Consider the following 19,641-nt stretch of genomic DNA (forward strand, 5'->3'; position numbering starts at 1 on the left):
GTTGTTAATTTAAGAATTATATGCCCATTTTAAATAAATGGACCCCCAGGTAAAGCCTCCTCCAAAAGCTGCAAAAATAAGATTGTCACCTTTATTCAATTGCTTTTCATAATCGTTGAGCAATAATGGTAAGGTCGCCGAGGTGGTGTTTCCGTATTTGTGAATATTCATCATCACTTTGTCATTGTCCAGACCCATTCTTCTGGCCGTAGCATCGATAATTCGTTTGTTTGCTTGGTGAGGCACCAACCAATGTACATCTTCATGGGTCAAGCCATTGCGTTCCATGATCAAAGCAGAAACATCTGCCATGTTGGATACCGCAAACTTGAACACGGATTTTCCATCTTGAAACACAAAGTGTTGCTTATTTTTTACTGTTTCTTCAGATGCTGGTAAAATGGAACCTCCGGCCTCAATTTTCAAAAACTGGCGGCCAACACCATCTGTTCTTAAGTGCTCATCTTGGAGCCCTAATCCTTCTTCATTCGGTTCAAAAAGAACAGCGCCTGCTCCGTCTCCAAAAATGATGCAGGTAGTCCGATCGGTATAATCAATTATGGAAGACATCTTATCAGCGCCAATCAACAGCACTTTTTTATATCTCCCCGATTCAATATAACTGGAAGCGGTAGACATTCCATATAAAAAACTTGAACATGCTGCTTGCAGATCATATGAAAATGCGTTGACAGCGCCAATCTCCGAAGCAACAAAAGCTGCGGTGGCGGCAACAGGTAGGTCTGGCGTGGCCGTAGCCACCAAAACCAAATCAATTTCGGCTGGATCTACCCCTCTTTTCTGTATTAAATCTTCTGCGGCTTTAATGGCCAAATATGAAGTTCCTTTGTTTTCTCCCTTAAGAATCCTACGCTCTTTTATTCCTGTTCTTGTAGTGATCCATTCGTCATTGGTGTCCACCATAGTCTCCAACACTTTGTTGGATAAAACGAAGTCGGGAACATAACCTCCCACAGCTGTAATGGCTGCTGTTGTTTTTTTCATATTAGTGTCTTTTTTTGTCAAAAACGCCCTTATTTGACGCAAAAGCGGTGAAAATTAGTCATTTTATATGACTTCTGACCAAAAATTGGCTTGTTTTTGAAATTCACCTGATTCCATAAAAAAACTCCCGTTGGTTAAAAAACGGGAGTCAATATATTATTTAAAGTGTATTAAACTAGGCAGCAGTTTCTTCCTCTGTCTTGTCAATCAAAACTTGTCCTCTGTAGTACAGTTTTCCTTCATGCCAATGCGCTCTGTGGAACAGGTGCATTTCTCCTGTTACAGAATCTTTGGCAATGGTGGGTGCTGTTGCCTTGTAGTGGGTTCTTCTTTTGTCCCTTCTGGTTTTAGATATTTTTCTTTTAGGATGTGCCATTATAAACCTATTTGTCCGTTAGTAACTTTTTTAAATCGTCCCATCTGGGATCTGTGCCTTCTGTTTGTTCTTTGCTTTCTTTTGGCTGTAATTCTTCCAGCTTTTCCAAGATTTCTGATTTCAACGTTCCGTCCAACACCCCGGGGTGCACTCTTTTCTGAGGGACGGAAAGTACCAACATTTCATAAATGTACTGTGCAATGTTTATTTGGTACTCGCTATGGGGAATGATTAAAATTTCATCATTCTCATCATTGTACTCTTCCCCAAACTTAACGACAAGATGCAGTTTCGCGCTAACAGGCTGATCAAAAGGTTCACCTGTCAAGTCACAATCTACATTAACCGTTCCGCTAGCTTCAATATCCAACTCCATCATATTGTTTAATTTTTCCAATATGGTGGTGGCATTTATTGAAGTAGCATTAAATTCTTGGTATTCAAAAGATTCAAAGAACGTATTGTCTACTTGATACTCAAACTTGTGCTTCCCCAATTTTAGTCCCGTAAACGGAATAAAAAAATTCTTCAGCTTCATCATTTCTACACTTAAGGTTTGTGTACCAGCCTCTAAAGGCGCGGGCAAAGATACTACTTATTTAGAAAACTCCAATTCAATTTCAATAAATCTAAACTCCACTCTCTAACTTTTAACTTGCTTTTTTATCTTTTGCTTTTGCAATGGATTTTTATTCAGATCAGTATAATCCTCCCTGTTCCTAAAAATCTGTATTGCCGCAAATACCGCTTCCTTGAACGAGCCCATATCTGCTTGGCCTTTTCCTGCAATTTCATATGCAGTTCCATGATCGGGAGAGGTGCGAACCTTATCTAGTCCAGCGGTATAATTCACTCCTTTTCCAAAGGAAAGTGTTTTGAACGGAATAAGGCCTTGGTCATGGTATGCTGCTAGAATGGCATCAAAATTCTGATGGGAATTGGAGCCGAAAAAACTGTCAGCAGAATATGGGCCATAGGCCAAAATACCATTGTTGAACAATTCTTGTATGGCTGGCTTTAGAATTTTATCATCTTCTTCCCCAATAGTGCCATTATCCCCGCTGTGGGGATTTATGCCCAGCAGTGCAATTTTTGGTCGTCGGATGCCGAAATCCATTTTTAAGGAATTTTCCATGGTCTCGACTTTGTCTCGGATTAGTTTTGGGGTTATTGCCTCGGCTACATCTTTAACCGCGATGTGATCTGTAAGCAAGCCGACTCTTAAACTACCGGCAACCATGAACATAAGGCTTTCACCCTTTAACTCTTGGGCAAGAAAATCGGTATGCCCAGGGAAATTAAAGTCCTCTGATTGGATATTATTTTTATTGATGGGGGCTGTTACCAAGATATCAATCTTGTTGTTCTTTAACGCAGTGACTGCTGCACGTAGCGATTCAATGGCATATTTCCCTCCTTCTTCTGTGGCCTGGCCATATTCTATCTTTGGGGCGTCTTTCCAAACATTTATAACATTGATTTTTCCATCAATGGCTTGGGATGCGTCTCGGACACCGTTGAATGAAATGTTTATCCCCAAATCCGATTTTTGTTGCGATATGGTCTTGTTGGATGCAAAAATTACAGGAGTGCAAAAATCCAACATCCTCGTGTCCTCAAAAGTTTTTAATGCCACCTCGCATCCAATTCCATTGAGATCACCAATGGAGATTCCCAGTTTAATTTTTCCTTTTTCCTTCATATAATCAATGCCGATATGGCTACATTTACACTACAAAACTACTTAATTAAAAAGATTCATGTTTACAGGTATCATAGAGACATTAGGAAAGGTGAAGAAGCTTGAAAATGATGGAGGAAATTTGCACTTGACCATAGCTTCTGAAATCACACCCGAATTAAAAATTGACCAAAGTGTTGCCCACAATGGGGTATGCCTAACCGTTGTTTCTATGGATGATGATGCTTACACAGTGACCGCCATAGAAGAGACACTTAACAAAACCAATTTGGGTGATTTAGTTGTTGGGGATTCCTTAAATCTGGAACGCGCCATGAAACTGGGGGCGCGATTGGATGGGCATATTGTTCAAGGACACGTGGATCAAACCGCAAACTGCATTTCAATTGAGGAAAAGGATGGTAGCTGGATCTATGGTTTTGCATATGACTCTACCTTAAACAATGTCACCATAGAAAAAGGGTCCATTACTGTGGATGGGGTTAGCTTAACTGTTGTCAACTCGAAAAAAGATAGTTTCAGTGTGGCCATTATCCCCTATACCCATGAGCATACCCGGTTTCATTCCTACAAAGTAGGAACTAAAGTAAACTTGGAGTTTGATGTAATCGGGAAGTATGTGTCTAGGTTGATAGAAATTAGATAATAGTTAATAATCATCAAAGAAACTTGAAATTGACAATGAGTGTTATTGATAAATTGGCATCTTCCCTTGAACGAAGAGATGAAGCGCCCAATCAGAAGTTGGCCAAGGAAATTGTATTGTCACAAGACCAGGAAGCAATCAACGTATTGATTGAAAATCTTTCCAGTAAAAAAGCCATTCAAAATGATTGTATCAAAGTGCTTTATGAAATAGGTGAACAGGCACCCAACCTTATTTCTAACTATATCAATGAGTTTATTGCTCTATTATCCAGCAAAAACAATAGACTGCAATGGGGAGCCATGACAGCACTTGGAACAATTGCACGGGAACGACCAAAAGAAATTTATACCTCGCTCCCTACCATTCTTTCAGCAGCGGACAAAGGTTCTGTTATCACTAAAGATCATGCTATTAATATTTTAATAGCACTTTGTTCCCTAAAAGATTATGCAGAAAATACTTTTCCTCTGTTGATAGAACAGCTTCTAAAAAGCCCAACAAATCAACTACCAATGTATGCCGAAAGAGCAATACCTATAATTAACGACCAGAATAAAACGCGTTTTGTTAAATCGCTCACATCAAGGTTGGGTGATATTGAGAAAGAGACAAAAAGAAAGCGTGTAGAAAAAATAATAAAGAAATTTAACAGCTAATAAATTTTCTAGCGCAATCCATTGTTATTACCCCTTCTTGTTCTTGTTGTTAAAAACAAAGTTGTCCAATGTCTCCATGCTACATCAGATCAGACCTTAATAAAGATCTTCTTTTTATACAACACATAGGCTATTAAGCAATAAAAAGACACCACGCTCAATCCGTAAAGCAATGACGAAAACTCCATTGAAATAAAATCATGAACATAGATTTTATTGAAAAGCCATCCATGTAGGGAGGTGTCTCCATCCACCTTTATGGAATAAAATAATTTGGTTATAAAACTTGAAAGGAAGTACACAACAATAGCATTGGCCCCAGCATAACGGAATATACTTCCGAATTTTATTCCTTTTACATCGGTCAAATAATAAATCAAAGCCAAAACCACATTGGCCCACCCAGCTGTAACCAACACAAAACTACTAGTCCATAACGCTTTGTTGATGGGGAAGATAAAATCCCAAAGGTGACCTATGATCAATAGGGCCCCTCCTAAACCGAATAGGATGGTAGTCTTTTTTTCTTGTTTGGATGTCAATACCAATCCTGTGAAAATCCCCAAAATTGAACTCACAATGGCTGGAATGGTGCTCAACAATCCCTCCGGGTCATAATCTGGCTTGTAATTGTGAGTGCCAAATACTTGCACATCGAGATAGTTGGCCAAATTATTAGGTGCGCGTTCAAACGTAGATGCAATGCCTTCCACGGGAACAAAAGCCATAAGCAGCCAATATCCTATCAACAGAAAAACAGTTGTAACAATTAGTTTTTTCCAATCCAAATTCAAAAAAAGAATCGCTGCAAAAAAGAACACTACGCCTATACGCTGGAGTACGCCTGGAAATCGAATTTGGGCAAACTCTTTTATAAAGGGAAAGCTAATGGTAAATGCTCCAAGAAAAAGTCCTAGACCAATAAGTTTTAATGCCCTAATGGATATCTTTTTATAGGTTGCTTTGTTTGCTTCTTTATTTTGATAGGCAAATACAATGGATGTCCCGACTATAAAAAGGAAAAAAGGAAATACCAAATCCGTTGGTGTATAGCCGTGCCATTTTGCGTGCAGCAAGGGTGCATACACGTTGGACCAAGTTCCTGGGGTGTTCACCAAAATCATTAAAACTATGGTGGCTCCCCTAAAAATATCGACAGATTGTACCCGTTGTTTCATACTGTGTTATAAAATATTGTCCTTCATTTTATTCCAAGCTCTAATAAGTAAAAATCCGGAAATAGCTGCAACACCGGTCAATATCATTGCCAAGTTGGTTTCTCCATAAATCCAATAGCCCGTGGCAAACATTATAGAATATATCAGAACAACACCAAGCAGCATCGCTGAAATTCCAGCAGGAACACTCCATTTCTCATCCCCTTTAACGATTTCAACATTGTCAACTTCGGCTTCTTCAATGATTTTTGCCCAGCCTGGACCTCCAGGTTGGATTTTCTTGTAGAAACTTCTCAAAACATCTTTACTTTCTGGCTGGGTTAAAAAGGTGGCCGCAAGCCAAATTATTGAAGTAACAACCATTATAAATGGTAATTCTCCCCAATCAGGAAATACTCCAGTTTCTGGGTTGAAAAGAATATCTTTTAATGAAGTGGTTTCTAATAAAATTGCCAAGATACCGGAAGAGAACATTGCTGTAATCTCACTCCAAGCATTGATACGCCACCAAAACCAACGTAAAATGAAGATAAGTCCTGTACCCGCTCCAAAAGAAAGCAGCAGATTAAAAACTCCCATTGCATTTTGTAGAGCCAGGGCTAAAAATGCACTTAAAACCATTAATACCGCTGTTGAAATCCTACCCACAGCTACCATCTGTTTTTCTGAAGCATTAGGGTTTATCTGCTGTTTATAAAAATCAAAAACTATATAGGACGACCCCCAGTTCAATTGCGTGGAAATGGTACTCATATAAGCTGCCACCAATGAAGCTAAAACAACCCCTAACAAGCCGCTGGGTAATTTGGTCAACATTGCAGAGTATGCCAAATCATGTCCTAATTTATCCGCTGGCACATTTGGAAATGCAGCTGAAATACTGGCAATATCAGGAAACACTACCAGTGATGCCAATGCCACCACGATCCATGGCCAAGGTCTTAATGCATAGTGCATGATATTGAAAAAGAACGTAGCCCCGATTGCATGGTTTTCATTTTTGGCCGCCAACATTCGTTGTGCGATATATCCACCACCGCCGGGTTCTCCTCCTGGATACCATGAGCTCCACCACTGAACCGCCAAAGGAATTATAAGCATAGTTATCAAGGCCTTTTTGTCACTAAAATCTGGCAAAATGCTCATTTTATCTTTTACGTTTTCATTTTCGATGACGGCTTGAATACCCCCTACTTCTGGAAGGTTTACCAAATAATACGCCGCTCCAATGGCGCCGGCCATAGCCACAAAAAACAATAGGAAGTCACTATAAACAACCCCCTTAAATCCGCCAAGAGCACTAAAAACAACTGTAATTGCTCCAGCTGCTACAACAGTCTGCCATGGCTCAAGCCCCAGCATCACCCCACCTATTTTAATAGCTGCCAAAGTGACGGAAGCCATTGTGATCACATTGAAAAGTACTCCTAAATAGATGGCTCTGAATTTTCTTAAAAAACTTGCTGCTTTGCCACCATATCGAAGTTCATAAAACTCCAGGTCGGTTTTTACGTTGGATTTCCTCCAAAGCTTTGCGTAAACAAATACAGTAAGCATACCAGTAACCAAAAAACACCACCAGCCCCAGTTGCCCGAAACACCGTTCGTACGCACCAAATCGGTAACCAAGTTAGGTGTGTCTGTAGAAAATGTGGTCGCTACCATGGAAAGGCCCAACAACCACCACGGCATTGTTCTGCCTGATAAAAAATATTCCGATGAGCTTTTTCCTGATTTTTTTGAAACGTAGATTCCTATGAAAAGTACAATTGCAAAGAATCCGAAGATTATGAAATAATCTAAAGTTTGAATGTCCATTTGGTTATTAATTGGTAAGTCACTAAAGGTAAAGTTTTTTTGAAATACCTTTGCGTTTTGTTCGCTAAACACCTGCTTTGGTTATATATATAACTTCTGAACCGACGTTTGTTGCATGGATAATGGGCGCAACAGCGGCTTTTTTAATGGGAACATCCAAAGCAGGACTAAAAGGTCTTGCCACATTTAATGTGACTCTTTTGGCATTGGCTTTTGGAGCCAGGGAATCCACCGGTTTGATAATGCCTCTTTTAATGGTGGGTGATGTTGTTGCTGTTCTCTATTATAATCGGCATACCCAATGGAAGTATATTTTTCGGTTTTTGCCATGGATGATTTCTGGAATCTTGATCGGGGTATTTATTGGCAAGGATTTACCGGAAAAAGAGTTTAAGTTGGGTATGGTCGTTGTCATATTTATAAGCCTCGCCACATTGATTTGGTGGGATAGACGAAAATCTACCAGCATTCCCACACATTGGGCATTTGCAGGTCCAATAGGAATTGTAGCGGGCATTTGCACCATGATAGGTAATTTGGCAGGTGCCTTTACCAATATTTTCTTTTTGGCCATGCGTTTGCCCAAGAATGAATTTGTAGGCACCGCCGCCTGGCTTTACCTTATAACCAATGCATTTAAATTACCGTTTCACGTTTTTGTGTGGAAAACCGTTTCAGCAGAAACTTTGCTTATCGATTTGAAGTTATTGCCCGCTCTTGCTTTAGGCCTTCTTTCGGGGATTTTTATTTTAAAGAGAATCAACGAACGGAATTACAAGAGATTCATTCTAATTGTTACAGCAATTGGAGCGGTTGCAATTCTTTTTAAATAGCATCCTATTTTTTCAGGTGGCTTATGGCTTGAAAAGGTGCCAACCTGCATGAAACACCCCTTGGTTACCGAAACTAGCACAAATAATCTCGGATTCCATTTTTTTCTTGTTCATAGTTGTAAATGTCAATTTACGTCGGATAATCTGTAACTACCCATCGGCATAATCAATGCTGCTAGTTTATTTCAATTCTTTTACGACGCAATTGTAAAGGTAGGGCGGTGAGAGGCCTTACTTCTTCTAAAGTAAAGAACAATCAAATTAAGTTTTGTTCTCATTTATAGAGAAGTTATTTGAATTAGCTATCAGAACCTTTTCTTCCGCCCACCTTTCTCAATTGTCTAACTCATTTTACAATTACTAACAAAACTTTAACTCTATGAAAGTAAAGAAACTATTCGGGGCATTGGTTCTGGTGCTATATTGCTTTGCATCCGCCCAATCTCAAGAAAAGACAATTACTGGTACTGTGACCGACCAAACAGGAGTCCCATTGCCAGGTGTTAATATCGTGGTTGAGGGAACTACCAACGGAACTCAATCCGATTTTGACGGCAACTTCACTATTAGCGCAAACATTGGCCAAGTCTTGGTTTTTAGTTATATCGGTCAGCGCGATGAGCGAAGAACGGTAGGCGTTCCAAATACAATAAATGTGCAGATGCAGGAAGACACGCAGGCTCTAGCAGAGGTTGTAGTAACTGCCCTGGGTATCAAAAGGGAGAAACAAGCTCTAGGCTACGCCGTGGCCGAAGTTGGTTCAGAGCAACTGGAGCAGAGGGCCGAAGGTGACATCGGTAGAGCATTGCAAGGTAAGGCGTCGGGTGTTAATATCACCCAACAAAGTGGGCTATCAGGATCAGGAACCAATATCATTATTCGTGGATTCAATTCCTTTAGTCAAAGTAACCAACCGTTGTTCATTGTGGACGGTGTTCCATTTAATGCCGACACCAATAGTGTGGGCAGACAGGGAGACAGACAAGATTTTATTAATGGAAATAATGGGTCCAGCAGATTTTTAGATCTTGACCCGAATGCCATTGAAAATGTCAATGTTCTTAAAGGTTTGGCAGCGGCAACGCTTTATGGTTCATTGGGCCGTAATGGGGTAATCCTTATCACCACCAAAGCCGGAGCTGGAGGGCAAGGAGCAAAGAAGACTGAGATTACTGTAAATTCCTCATTGTTCTTCAACGAGATAGCTTCAACCCCAGATTATCAAAACCAGTTTGGTAACGGTTTTGATCAAGCTTTTGGTTGGTTTTTTAGTAACTGGGGACCAAGTTTTGATAGAGGCGGAATAGCCGGTTGGGGAAACAGCAATGCTTTTGACGCACAAGGAACTCTTCCACATCCTTATACGCTTTCTGTCGCAGGTCAACAAGGTTTTCCTGAATTTGCAGGAGTTAGATATGAGTGGAGGCCATATGATAGTTTTGGAAATTTCTTTAGAACAGGTACAGTAGCTAATACTTCAATCAATGTAAGTGGAGCATCGGATGATGGCAAAGTAACATACAATGCTAACTATGGACATCTTAAAGATCAAGGCTTTACTCCCGGTAATAGTTTAAACAGAAACAATTTAGGTGTTGGGGGGCGCGCAGTTCTCAGTAACAAATTCACGGTTTCTGGGACATTGAATTTTGCCAGGACCAAATTTATTTCACCACCAGTTGCATTGAGCCAAGGTAATGGTGCAACCGGGTCCGGGTCCTCGGTATTCGGTGATTTGTTCTTCACACCTAGAAGTATTGATTTAATCAATCTTCCATTTCAAAGTCCAATTGACGGACGAAGCGTCTATTACCGAAACGGTAATGACATCCAACATCCTTTATGGACTGTCAATAATGCTGGTACAAGGCAAGAAACTAACCGCGTGTTCGGTCAAGCCACCATTCAATATGAAATTAATGATAATCTAAATGTTATTTATAGGGCGGGTATTGACGTTTACAGTGAAAACAATGTGAATTTCCAGAATAAAGGAGGCATTAATGGGAATATTCCACAACCTCGTTTAGCAAGTGGTGTCTATGAAACCTGGAACAATACAAATACCATTTGGGATCATAATGTTGCAATTAACGGAGATTATGATATCACTGAAAAAATTGGAGCAACTTTCAACCTAGGAGTAAACTCAAGAAGAGAGCTTTTTGACCAAAGTGGGGTTGCCAGTGACAACCAGCAAGTTTTCGGAGTTCTAAGACATTTCAATTTTTTGAATCAAAACGAAATACAAAGCTCGGCTGAAAGAAATTTGGTTGGGGCGTATGGTCAGGTCGAAGTTGATTATGACAAGTACATTTATTTAACCTTGGCTGGCCGAAACGATTGGGCTTCAAATTTGGCTAGGGCAAATAGAGCGCTTTTTTATCCCAGTGCAAGTCTTTCTTTCGTGCCTACGACGGCAATTGATGGTTTAAAAAGTGAAAACATACTAAACTATCTTAAAATTAGAGCAGGTTACGGTACTTCAGCAGGTTTTCCTGATGCCAATTCCGACAACTTTCCTGTAGCCAATCGTTTGATTCTTGATGCTCAAGATTTTCAAGACAATACTGGAAGCAATATTGTAACCAATACAAGTCCGCTCACACTTGGTAATCCCGATTTAAAACCTGAAAGAATAGATGAGATTGAGGTGGGTATAGAATCAAGATGGTGGCAAAACCGGATTACGCTTGACCTATCCTTATTTAAAAGAATTACCACAGATTTAATTGTATCTCAACCTTTGGATCCCTCTTCAGGTTTCTTCAGAACCAATACAAATGTCGGTGAAATTCAAGGTGAAGGTGTTGAGGTCGATTTAGGAATCCAATGGTTCAGGCCTAAACAAGAAGGAGGATTTTCCTGGACCTCCAATTTGAATTTTACAGCCAACGAAACTGAAGTTACCGATCTCGGTCAAAACACTGACCAAATTGTATATTCTGGATTTGGAAACCTAGGCAACGCGGCAATAGAAGGAGAGCCGTTAGGTGTAATTTTTGGATCTAGAGTCTTGAGGGATGCTAGCGGTAATTTAGTCGTTGATTCTGTGGGTGATTATGCCACAGACCCTCAAAACGGAGTTATTGGAGACCCCAATCCAGATTGGGTAGCCAACTTAATTAATACGCTTTCATTCAAAAACTTCACTCTTGGCTTTCAATGGAACTATACCCAAGGTGGCGATATCTGGTCCAGTACCATATCAACACTGCTGGGAAGAGGACTTATTGTAGAAACCGTAGATCGTTTAAACACTTTTGTTTTGCCTGGGGTAAGGCCCGATGGTGAGGTAAACGATATTCAAATAAACAACTCGGATTATTTTTTCAGCAACGTTCTGAATGGGCCATCGGAGTTACAAGTGTATGATGCCACCGTAATACGTTTGCAAGAGGCCTCATTGAGCTATGCTCTGCCTAAAAAGTTTTTGGACAACACTCCTTTTGGTGCCCTATCCTTTACAATTTCAGGTCAAAACCTCTGGTATGACGCCATCAATACCCCCAATGGAGCCAATTTTGATCCCAATACCTCCGGGACAGGAGTAGGCAACGGGTTTGGATTTGAATTTCTTAATGGGCCAAGCTCAAGAAGATATGGACTCAGTGTAAAAGCAACATTCTAAGATGAAAAAAGAAAACAAAATGAAGAAAATAAACATACATACAATGCTGGTGCTGTCCTTAATGTTTCTAGGGATGACATCATGTGAGACCACCGAACTGGACCTAACCCAAGACCCTAACTTTTTAACTCCAGAACAGGCTAGCCCAGATTTATTTCTTGTATCAATTCAAGAAGATTTTGTAAGGCAATTGGATGGGGATGCAAGCGGAGATCCCAATGATAATTTTACAACAGGTGGCTTTCAAAATGGTGATGGTTTGTCTCCAATAGGGATGCAACTAACCCGGATAATGCAAATGTCAAGTAGAAACTATGCAAGCACCTATCAAGATAGTGATGTGGATGATGAGTGGGACAACGCTTATAGAGGAATCCTTTTTGATATAAGATTGATGACGCCATTAGCAGAAGAAGCAGGGTTAACCCGACATATTGGAATTGCCCAGTTTATCGAAGCTTATATAATTTCCTCCATGGTAGATTTCTTTGGGGACATTCCCTATAGTGAGGCCGTACAGGCTCCTGATATTGTTAACCCTAAATTAGATAGTGGTGAATCAGTATACCAAGCGGCTTTTTCACTTTTGGATCAAGCTATTGTTAATTTCACAAACGTAACGGCAGGTACGCCTTCAGTAGATTTTTACTACAATAATGATTATACAAAATGGGTAAAGGCTGCCAATACCTTAAAGATGAAACTGTACCTTCAAACACGTTTGGTTGATCCAGGTGCAATTACTGCCTTTAACGCTATTGTTGCTTCAGGGAATTATATTGCCGATTCTGTAGATGATTTTGAATTTAACTGGCCAGCAACCAGTGCGGCCCAACCGGATAACAGACACCCCAGATATGGACTAAACTACGTTTCCAACGGGGCTGGGGATTATACTTCGAATTGGTTGGTTAATCAAATGCAGATCAATAATGATCCACGGATTCGGTATTATTTCTATCGTCAGGTAAGTATTGTTCCGGGACAGGATGGAGCAGCACCAGATGAGCAAACACTTCGATGTTCCCTACAAACACCACCTCAACACTATATTGATGGAGGGTTTACCTTTTGCGCTCTGACAAACGGTTATTGGGGTAGAGATCACGGCGATAATCAAGGCACACCCCCTGATGGTCTTTTAAGAAGCACATGGGGCGTTTATCCTGCCGGTGGACGATTTGATGATGATAGTTTCAGTGCTATTGGCCAGACAAATGCAGCTTCGCAAGGTGCCGGTGGAGTTGGAATTACCCCAATTCTTAACGCATTTATGGTAGATTTTTGGAGAGGAGAACTAGCCCTGATAGCTGGAGACGTAGCTACTGCCCAAGGTTTTTTAGAAGCTGGGGTGAGAAAGCAAATTGCCAAGGTTCGTGCTTCTGTGGCAAACGACGGTGTTTCAGATTTGTCGTTTGAACCCGCCGATGCTGATTTTGAAAGCTTTATCAACGGTGTGATTACTGCCTTTGGAAATGCCACTGGCGATGACCAATGGGACATCTTTGCAGAAAACCACTTCTTAGCACATTACGGCAACGGTATTGAGGCGTACAATTTTTACAGACGTACAGGATTCCCATCTACCTTACAACCCAACAGAGAGCCCGACCCTGGCAGCTTGCCAAGATCCATGTTCTATCCTAACCGAGTGGTTACTTCAAACTCGAATATCACACAAAAGCCAAATGTAAGTGTTCAGGTTTTCTGGGATAACAATCCAGCCGGGCCATCATTTCCAAGAGCAAACTAGTAAAGAAAAATTATAATATGAAAACGATGAAAAACACCTCGAAATATGCTGTTTTGTCAATAGCAATAATACTATTGGCGTCATGCAGCACCGATGATAAATTAATCGATGAGGTAGACGCTACAGTTGGACGGGGTTTGGTGCTCCGGACCCTATCCGTGAATAGTGGCACCTTCGATTTTTTTGATACTTCAAAATCATGGAGCGTTACCCTTGAAGCACAGGATGTAGAAAACGGCAATCTTTTGACCGAGATAGATGTATTCATAACTTTTGTTGATGATGGAAATGCCGGTACCGAAACTTTGGTCAAAACAATATCTGCAGATTCTTTTTCACTAGGCCCTTTTGGTTTTCCAAGAGGTGAGGTTGCTGCCACGTTGGACGAAGTACTCTCTGCTCTAGGCCTCCAAGATGGAGATTACGATAGTGCAGATTCTTTTTCTGTCCGTCTTGTGGCCAAACTATCCGATGGAAGAGAATTTACCAATAGAGGAAAGGGTACTGTATTGAATGGAAGTTTTTTGAACTCTCCTTTTGCCTATTCAGTCCAGTTTTTTTGTGAGCTAACAGATGCTTCTCTCTTTTCGGGAAATTATACCGTTACCGCCGATGCCTGGGCCGATTATCTAGGAGGAGAGGTTGTGCCAGCTGAATTTTTGCCATCGGAAGATGGGGACTTCACCTTTAGGCTACCCAATACGGTACGACCATTTGTTGTTAATACCGCCACCTCTTACCTGCTTGTTACTATAGACCCAGCCACTGGAAAAGTTACGGTGAGTTCAAATGAGCCTTGGGATTACGGAGGAGGTTTTTTTACCACAGTGACTGGTGATGGTACGATAGGCACTTGCACCGGAGACATAAATCTTAGTTTGGATTTTTCAGGTTCTTCCCAAAATCAAGCTTTTACTTTGGTCAAAAACTGATAAGCAGCTAAATTTATGTTTATATAAAAAGCCCTGGAACTGATGTTCCAGGGCTTTTTGGTTTGTTATTTTCAATCTTCCTTCATAAGGAATCTGTCAGTGTATTTATCCGATTTAGATTTACTGATCTATGAATTCCATTTAGTTATTTTATAGTAACCATTTAAATCCGCACTATGAGTAGAATTTTGATTTTGGCAATGGCTTCATTTGTAATGATGAATTTTAATGTTGGTTTCTCCCAAGATTCGATACATAAAATACCTCTTGATCCAACCTTTCCTGAAACTGCTTTTGATTTTTGGGTAGGCAAATGGGAGGTCACGTGGGACGAAGGCGACGGAAAGCAGGGCAAAGGTGTCAACAGAATTGCAAAAATACTGGATGAAATAGTAATTCATGAAGATTTTCGTGTTCTTGCTGGACAAAACAAGGGTTTCAAAGGAACTAGCATTTCGGTTTACCAATCACATTTAAGTAGATGGAAACAAGCTTGGGCAGATAACCAAGGTGGATATTATGATTTTCTTGGTGAAATAGATGGAACCGATAGGATCTTCAAGACCAAACCTACAACAATCAATGGCAAAAATGTCATTTCCAGAATGGTGTTTAAGAATATAAAAAGAGACTCTTTCACTTGGGACTGGGAAAGCACCTATGATGATGGGAAAAGTTGGAAACTTCTTTGGAGGGTCAACTACAAAAGAATATTGCTGTGATTAAAAAGTGCAATAATCCCATTGTGATGTCCAAGAAAAAGTTAACTGAATCATCTAAAGATAATCTTGAAATGGAGTGGTGAAAATTATTTTGCATCCGAAGAAAAAACTATTGGCTCTTATGTTATTATTTATGGTTATTACGTCCGTAAAAGCACAGCTGGCCGAAGTTGCCCAACCAGATTCTTTTCAATTGGATAGTATAATTCAACTGATAGATGAACCCAAAGAACCGCGTTTTATAAATATTGTTGATAAAGAAGAAATCAAAATTTATCTGTACCACCCGGATCGCATCGATATGCAAAAACCGCATACCAAAGATGAATATTATTTTGTTGCAACAGGTAGCGGAAAGTATTTCTATGATGGCCGAACCATAGATTTTAAACAAGGTGACTTATTATTTGCAGAAGCTGGAAAGGATCATAAGTTTGTTGATTTCACATCCGATTTATTTGTATGGGTCATTTTCTATTAAATTCAAAACCCAACAAAATATCTTCTCAAGTCATTTTAATTACATTCTTACGAAGCCAAACTACGGTTTCTATACTCTGAAGGAGTAACACCCGCATATTTTTTAAACGCATTGTAAAAGGACATCCTATTATTGAAACCTGCTTTGAACGCAATATCAGAAATGTTCAAGTCAGAAGCTTTTTCATCACCCAGCATTTTTTCCGCTTCTTCAACCCTATACTTGTTTACGTATTCGTAAAAGCTCATTCCAAAACATTCATTAATGATTTGAGAGGCATGGTGCCTAGACACATTCAACTTATCAGCCAAGTCGGTCAATTTCAACTCGCAATCCAAGTACAACGAATTCGACTCCATAATAAGGAGTAGTTTTTCTTTATACTCATTTAAAACCTTTTTTGATAGTCCTGACTTTTGATATTTTATTAAAGGAAAAACCTTGTTCAGCGGTTTTCCATCAAAAACTTCCGTAAAACTAAACCCAAAATATGAGGTCATGGTTATAAAAGCAATCATCGAAAAGCTGATAAAGTAGTCGGCACTATTGGACAGAACTCCTATCTTATAAATTATAAAATAACCTGCCCAGGCCAGTCCGAAAAGCGAAAAAGTGACTGTTGTTAATTTTAACCAAAGTTTGATTTCTTTGTCTTTGGCATAATACGCTTTAAAAGTCTTATAGCAGAAAAAGGCATACGCCATTAACACAACTGAAAGTATTACATACAAAGCTTCATTATTGATAAAAAGATAATTATTCAACTCTCCTTTATTAAGGATAAGTGTTTTCTTTTCAACGGACAATCCATAAAATCTTATAAAGTTCAACACTACAATGAAGACGGGTATAAAATGAAAAAAGTCCTTAGCCAAATTAACTTTTAACCCAGTGGTCAAATTTCTTATATAGAAATAAAACAACGGACCATAAAGAGAAAAGAGCACAAAATATACATTGCTAAATGCGTTCGTTACAAAAGAATCGGGATAGGCCCAATACCAAGTGTTGTATGAAAGATTGAAAGAAAAAAACATCAAAAAAATACCCCACAGAATATTTCCGTAACGTGGTCTGCTTTTTTTTCCAAAAAAAAAGAATGAAAGCAGCAGCCCTTGAAATGCAAAACTAATGGTTGTGATTTCCCAAATATTCATAGCAAAATATCTTGTACTAAAGATACTATAATGGGAAGTTGGGCCAGTAAATCTACATCGGGACTTGCTTGAATTTATATTTATATTCGGGTATCACAGTACCGAAAATCATCTGCTTTTTAATACACCAATAGATAGTAGACAGCCCGAAACTCCTCTTCCAAAAAAGGAAGAGGAGTTGTGCTAATTTTTTGGTGCAACGCCAACCATGCAAGGGAGGTGCTTCCCCCATTGGCTATTGCCAAAAAGAAAAGGACTTCTACTTAAGATTTAGAGCTAGTGGTCTTTACTCGGTTACCCTTGATCTTTGAGATGGTCTTTAAACTACCATCTTCTTGTCGAACATCCCATTTCCAGTCAAAGGAGTCTTGTTTAATATTGTAAAAACGTATTTCAAAGCTCCTCTTGTCATCAGTCATAACAATGGTACCATCATCCTTGGTGTTGGCTGTCCAAATTTCTGAAATGGTATTGCTTTGATCATTTACCCAAGCATTCATCCAACTTCCTGTTTTAGGATTAAAGGTTCTAATATTAGTGCCCTTTACGGTTGGTGATTCCCAGTAATCTTGAATCGCTTTTCCATCTAGTATAGTCCTCCATTCCCATTTTGCATTGGCCACATTCCAATTTCCATCTTTGTCCAGATTATATACCTCGCAATTCCAATTTCCTATAAAACTTGTAAAATCGGGTTTTTCTGGGGAAAGACCACTTATTTTATCATCCTTGGCTCTTGTGTAAAATATTTGCCAGTTCTGCTTCCATGTTTTGCCCGCATCAACAGATGCTTCCCAGTCCCAAGTGAAGGAATCCTTTTTGATATCATGAAAAACCATTCTTAGAATTACCTCTTTCTCTTTAATTTTGATTGGCTCCGTCTTAAAAATTCTTTTGTTGCCCTCAAATTCTCCAGTAAAGTCGTAATAACTCTGTAGGTTATCATTCCACGATTGTTTCCATTTCTTTAAAAAAGGAACGTACATGGATATACTTGCACCCTTAAATCCTTTTTGTGAACCTTCGGTAATCGCAAAGTTTTCATGAATGGATTTACCATCTAACGTGGAGGTAACAATATTGATTCCCTTTCCGATCTTACCATCCTCTTCATCCCAGGTGGCATCCCATTTGCCTACCCAAAAATTAAAATAATTCTCGTTTTCATTTGGAAGTTCTGTTTGCCCAAAAGCATTCAAACAAATCCCCAATACCAGTAAATAAATTTTGTTTTTCATTTAAATAAGTTTAATACGTTAGCTATCAACCTCAGTTTTCCTTTGATCTGAGTATTATTATATACCAAAGTTTGTATGATTGCAGGCAGATGGTGTTAATATCCGTCGGAATTAACACTCAATTGAATGGAAGTGTGCTAAAAGTTCATGAGGCCATGTTCTGGTTTCTGAACTCCGTGGGGGTTATACCAATGTATTTTTTGAATGCATTATAGAAAGATATACGATTATTAAAGCCCACTTGATAGGCAATGTCTGTAATGTTCATTTCGTGGTCCTTGTCATCTACCAACATCCTTTCCGCCTCCTCAATCCTATACTTGTTCACAAACTCGTAAAAGCTCATTTGAAAACACTCGTTTATAATTTGCGAGGTGTTATGTCGAGAAAGATTCATCATTACAGCCAAATCCGTTAGCTTTAGTTCACTCTCCAGATAAAGCGATTTAGATTCCATTAAGTCAAGAAGCTTTGTTTTGTAATCATTTAAAACGCTTTTTGAAAGACCCGATTTCTTATACTTAATTATAGGGAAAATCTTTTTTAAAGCTTTCCCGTTGAATACACCACTGTGGTAAAACCCAAAATAAGAAGTCAAGCCAATAAACACTCCCATCATAATGGTAATCGAATAATCTTGAGATTGATCTATGAGGCCTGTTTTGAAAAGTGCAAAATACAAGAGCCAAGAGATGGCAAAAAAACCAAAGGTCGCCGAAACCAACTTCAGCCAAAGTTTCATTTCTTTGTCTGCCACATATTTATTCTTATTGGTCAAATAAGAGCCCAAAGCATATGCTATTGTTGATGCAATCAAGAAGTAGAAAACAATGTCTCCAGAAATAAAAATATAATCTCCGGGGTCCAACTCTTGATTATCTATCATAAGCTTTTCATCCGTAGAAAGTACATAGTACCGAATGAAGTTTGTCAGCACCAAAATTGGAACAATACAATGTAAAAGAATTTCCTTTCCGTTTGGTTTCTTGTCAGATACCAAGGTTTTGATATATAGGTAAAAGAGTGGTCCATAAAGTGAAAAAGGTAGATAGTAAACCCAATTCAAGGAAAGTACAATAGAGCTATCCGGATATAACCAAAACGAAACATTATATATAATGTTCAAGCCGAAAAGGAAAAGGAAAATTGCCCAGATCCAATTTGCCTGCCTTACCCCACTTTTTTTAAACCAAAGAAAACCTGAGTAAATAAATGCCTGAAAAGCAAAACATATGAGTATGGTTTCCAATAATCTCATTGCAAAGTTTAATTTACTTAAAGTTACTGCAAAATAGGTCTAAGGGCTGTTAAGTTTCGTCGGGATTAACAAAGGAATCGACCATAGAGCACAGATAAACTACAATGTGCTTTGTATTTGTTATGAATTTAAAAAACTCAAGGTCGGATACCGCCCTAGAATAATAAACAAAAAACTCAAGAGAATAAGAGCCATTCGCCCTCACACCGATCTTTTGTAATCCTTTTATTGAGCATATCTCTTCAAAGCTCC

General features: G+C 39.2%; 17 protein-coding genes. 8 read left to right on the forward strand and 9 right to left on the reverse strand.

Annotated elements, in window-relative coordinates:
* Positions 1–9: 9 nt before the first annotated feature.
* The 4 genes from IAG46_RS10290 to pdxA form a co-directional block, all read right to left on the reverse strand.
* Positions 10–1,005 carry a beta-ketoacyl-ACP synthase III gene (locus IAG46_RS10290; RefSeq protein WP_190810269.1) on the reverse strand — a complete coding sequence of 332 codons (996 nt, stop codon included), beginning with the start codon at positions 1,003–1,005 and terminating at the stop codon, positions 10–12.
* Between the two features lie 175 nt (positions 1,006–1,180).
* On the reverse strand, positions 1,181–1,381 hold the full coding sequence (gene rpmF / locus IAG46_RS10295) for a 50S ribosomal protein L32 (protein WP_097044276.1): 201 nt from the start codon (positions 1,379–1,381) through the stop codon (positions 1,181–1,183).
* Positions 1,382–1,388: 7 nt separating this feature from the next.
* On the reverse strand, positions 1,389–1,922 hold the full coding sequence (locus IAG46_RS10300; protein WP_190810270.1) for a DUF177 domain-containing protein: 534 nt from the start codon (positions 1,920–1,922) through the stop codon (positions 1,389–1,391).
* 102 nt (positions 1,923–2,024) lie between these two features.
* Complete coding sequence (gene pdxA / locus IAG46_RS10305) at positions 2,025–3,083, reverse strand: 4-hydroxythreonine-4-phosphate dehydrogenase PdxA (protein WP_190810271.1); 1,059 nt, start codon at positions 3,081–3,083, stop codon at positions 2,025–2,027.
* A 58-nt stretch (positions 3,084–3,141) separates the two neighbouring features.
* Here pdxA and IAG46_RS10310 point away from each other — a divergent pair, with 58 nt between their 5' ends.
* Together IAG46_RS10310 and IAG46_RS10315 are read left to right on the forward strand one after the other, a co-directional pair.
* Positions 3,142–3,729: a riboflavin synthase gene (locus IAG46_RS10310; protein ID WP_190810272.1), complete on the forward strand. Its 588-nt coding sequence runs from the start codon at positions 3,142–3,144 to the stop codon at positions 3,727–3,729.
* Positions 3,730–3,764: 35 nt separating this feature from the next.
* On the forward strand, positions 3,765–4,388 hold the full coding sequence (locus IAG46_RS10315; protein WP_190810273.1) for a hypothetical protein: 624 nt from the start codon (positions 3,765–3,767) through the stop codon (positions 4,386–4,388).
* 89 nt (positions 4,389–4,477) lie between these two features.
* Here IAG46_RS10315 and IAG46_RS10320 read toward each other — a convergent pair whose 3' ends face one another.
* Positions 4,478–5,566: an acyltransferase family protein gene (locus IAG46_RS10320; RefSeq protein ID WP_190810274.1), complete on the reverse strand. Its 1,089-nt coding sequence runs from the start codon at positions 5,564–5,566 to the stop codon at positions 4,478–4,480.
* Positions 5,567–5,572: 6 nt separating this feature from the next.
* Positions 5,573–7,384, reverse strand: a complete 1,812-nt coding sequence (locus IAG46_RS10325; protein WP_190810275.1) for a sodium:solute symporter family protein — start codon at positions 7,382–7,384, stop codon at positions 5,573–5,575.
* A 77-nt stretch (positions 7,385–7,461) separates the two neighbouring features.
* Between IAG46_RS10325 and IAG46_RS10330 the strand changes: the two genes are divergently transcribed.
* The 6 genes from IAG46_RS10330 to IAG46_RS10355 all read left to right on the forward strand — a co-directional run bounded on the left by IAG46_RS10330 (position 7,462) and on the right by IAG46_RS10355 (position 15,736).
* Positions 7,462–8,217 carry a sulfite exporter TauE/SafE family protein gene (locus IAG46_RS10330; protein ID WP_223826648.1) on the forward strand — a complete coding sequence of 252 codons (756 nt, stop codon included), beginning with the start codon at positions 7,462–7,464 and terminating at the stop codon, positions 8,215–8,217.
* 379 nt (positions 8,218–8,596) lie between these two features.
* Complete coding sequence (locus tag IAG46_RS10335; RefSeq protein WP_190810276.1) at positions 8,597–11,848, forward strand: SusC/RagA family TonB-linked outer membrane protein; 3,252 nt, start codon at positions 8,597–8,599, stop codon at positions 11,846–11,848.
* A gap of 19 nt (positions 11,849–11,867) precedes the next feature.
* Positions 11,868–13,601, forward strand: coding sequence for a SusD/RagB family nutrient-binding outer membrane lipoprotein (locus tag IAG46_RS10340; RefSeq protein WP_190810277.1), 1,734 nt, complete (start codon positions 11,868–11,870; stop codon positions 13,599–13,601).
* Positions 13,602–13,618: 17 nt separating this feature from the next.
* Positions 13,619–14,533, forward strand: a complete 915-nt coding sequence (locus IAG46_RS10345; RefSeq protein WP_190810278.1) for a hypothetical protein — start codon at positions 13,619–13,621, stop codon at positions 14,531–14,533.
* 176 nt (positions 14,534–14,709) lie between these two features.
* The gene (locus IAG46_RS10350; RefSeq protein ID WP_190810279.1) at positions 14,710–15,255 is read left to right on the forward strand and encodes a hypothetical protein; all 546 of its coding nucleotides are present in this window, start codon (positions 14,710–14,712) and stop codon (positions 15,253–15,255) included.
* A gap of 121 nt (positions 15,256–15,376) precedes the next feature.
* Complete coding sequence (locus IAG46_RS10355; RefSeq protein WP_190810280.1) at positions 15,377–15,736, forward strand: cupin domain-containing protein; 360 nt, start codon at positions 15,377–15,379, stop codon at positions 15,734–15,736.
* Between the two features lie 47 nt (positions 15,737–15,783).
* Here the strand turns inward: IAG46_RS10355 and IAG46_RS10360 are convergent, their stop codons facing one another.
* The 3 genes from IAG46_RS10360 to IAG46_RS10370 all read right to left on the reverse strand — a co-directional run bounded on the left by IAG46_RS10360 (position 15,784) and on the right by IAG46_RS10370 (position 19,389).
* Positions 15,784–16,893: an AraC family transcriptional regulator gene (locus IAG46_RS10360; protein ID WP_190810281.1), complete on the reverse strand. Its 1,110-nt coding sequence runs from the start codon at positions 16,891–16,893 to the stop codon at positions 15,784–15,786.
* A gap of 263 nt (positions 16,894–17,156) precedes the next feature.
* On the reverse strand, positions 17,157–18,131 hold the full coding sequence (locus tag IAG46_RS10365) for a hypothetical protein (protein WP_190810282.1): 975 nt from the start codon (positions 18,129–18,131) through the stop codon (positions 17,157–17,159).
* 145 nt (positions 18,132–18,276) lie between these two features.
* A complete protein-coding gene (locus IAG46_RS10370) occupies positions 18,277–19,389 on the reverse strand; it encodes an AraC family transcriptional regulator (RefSeq protein ID WP_190810283.1) in 1,113 nt (370 codons plus the stop codon).
* Positions 19,390–19,641 lie beyond the last annotated feature (252 nt).

It is taken from the genome of Flagellimonas sp. S3867 (assembly GCF_014698935.1).
Lineage (GTDB): Bacteria > Bacteroidota > Bacteroidia > Flavobacteriales > Flavobacteriaceae > Flagellimonas.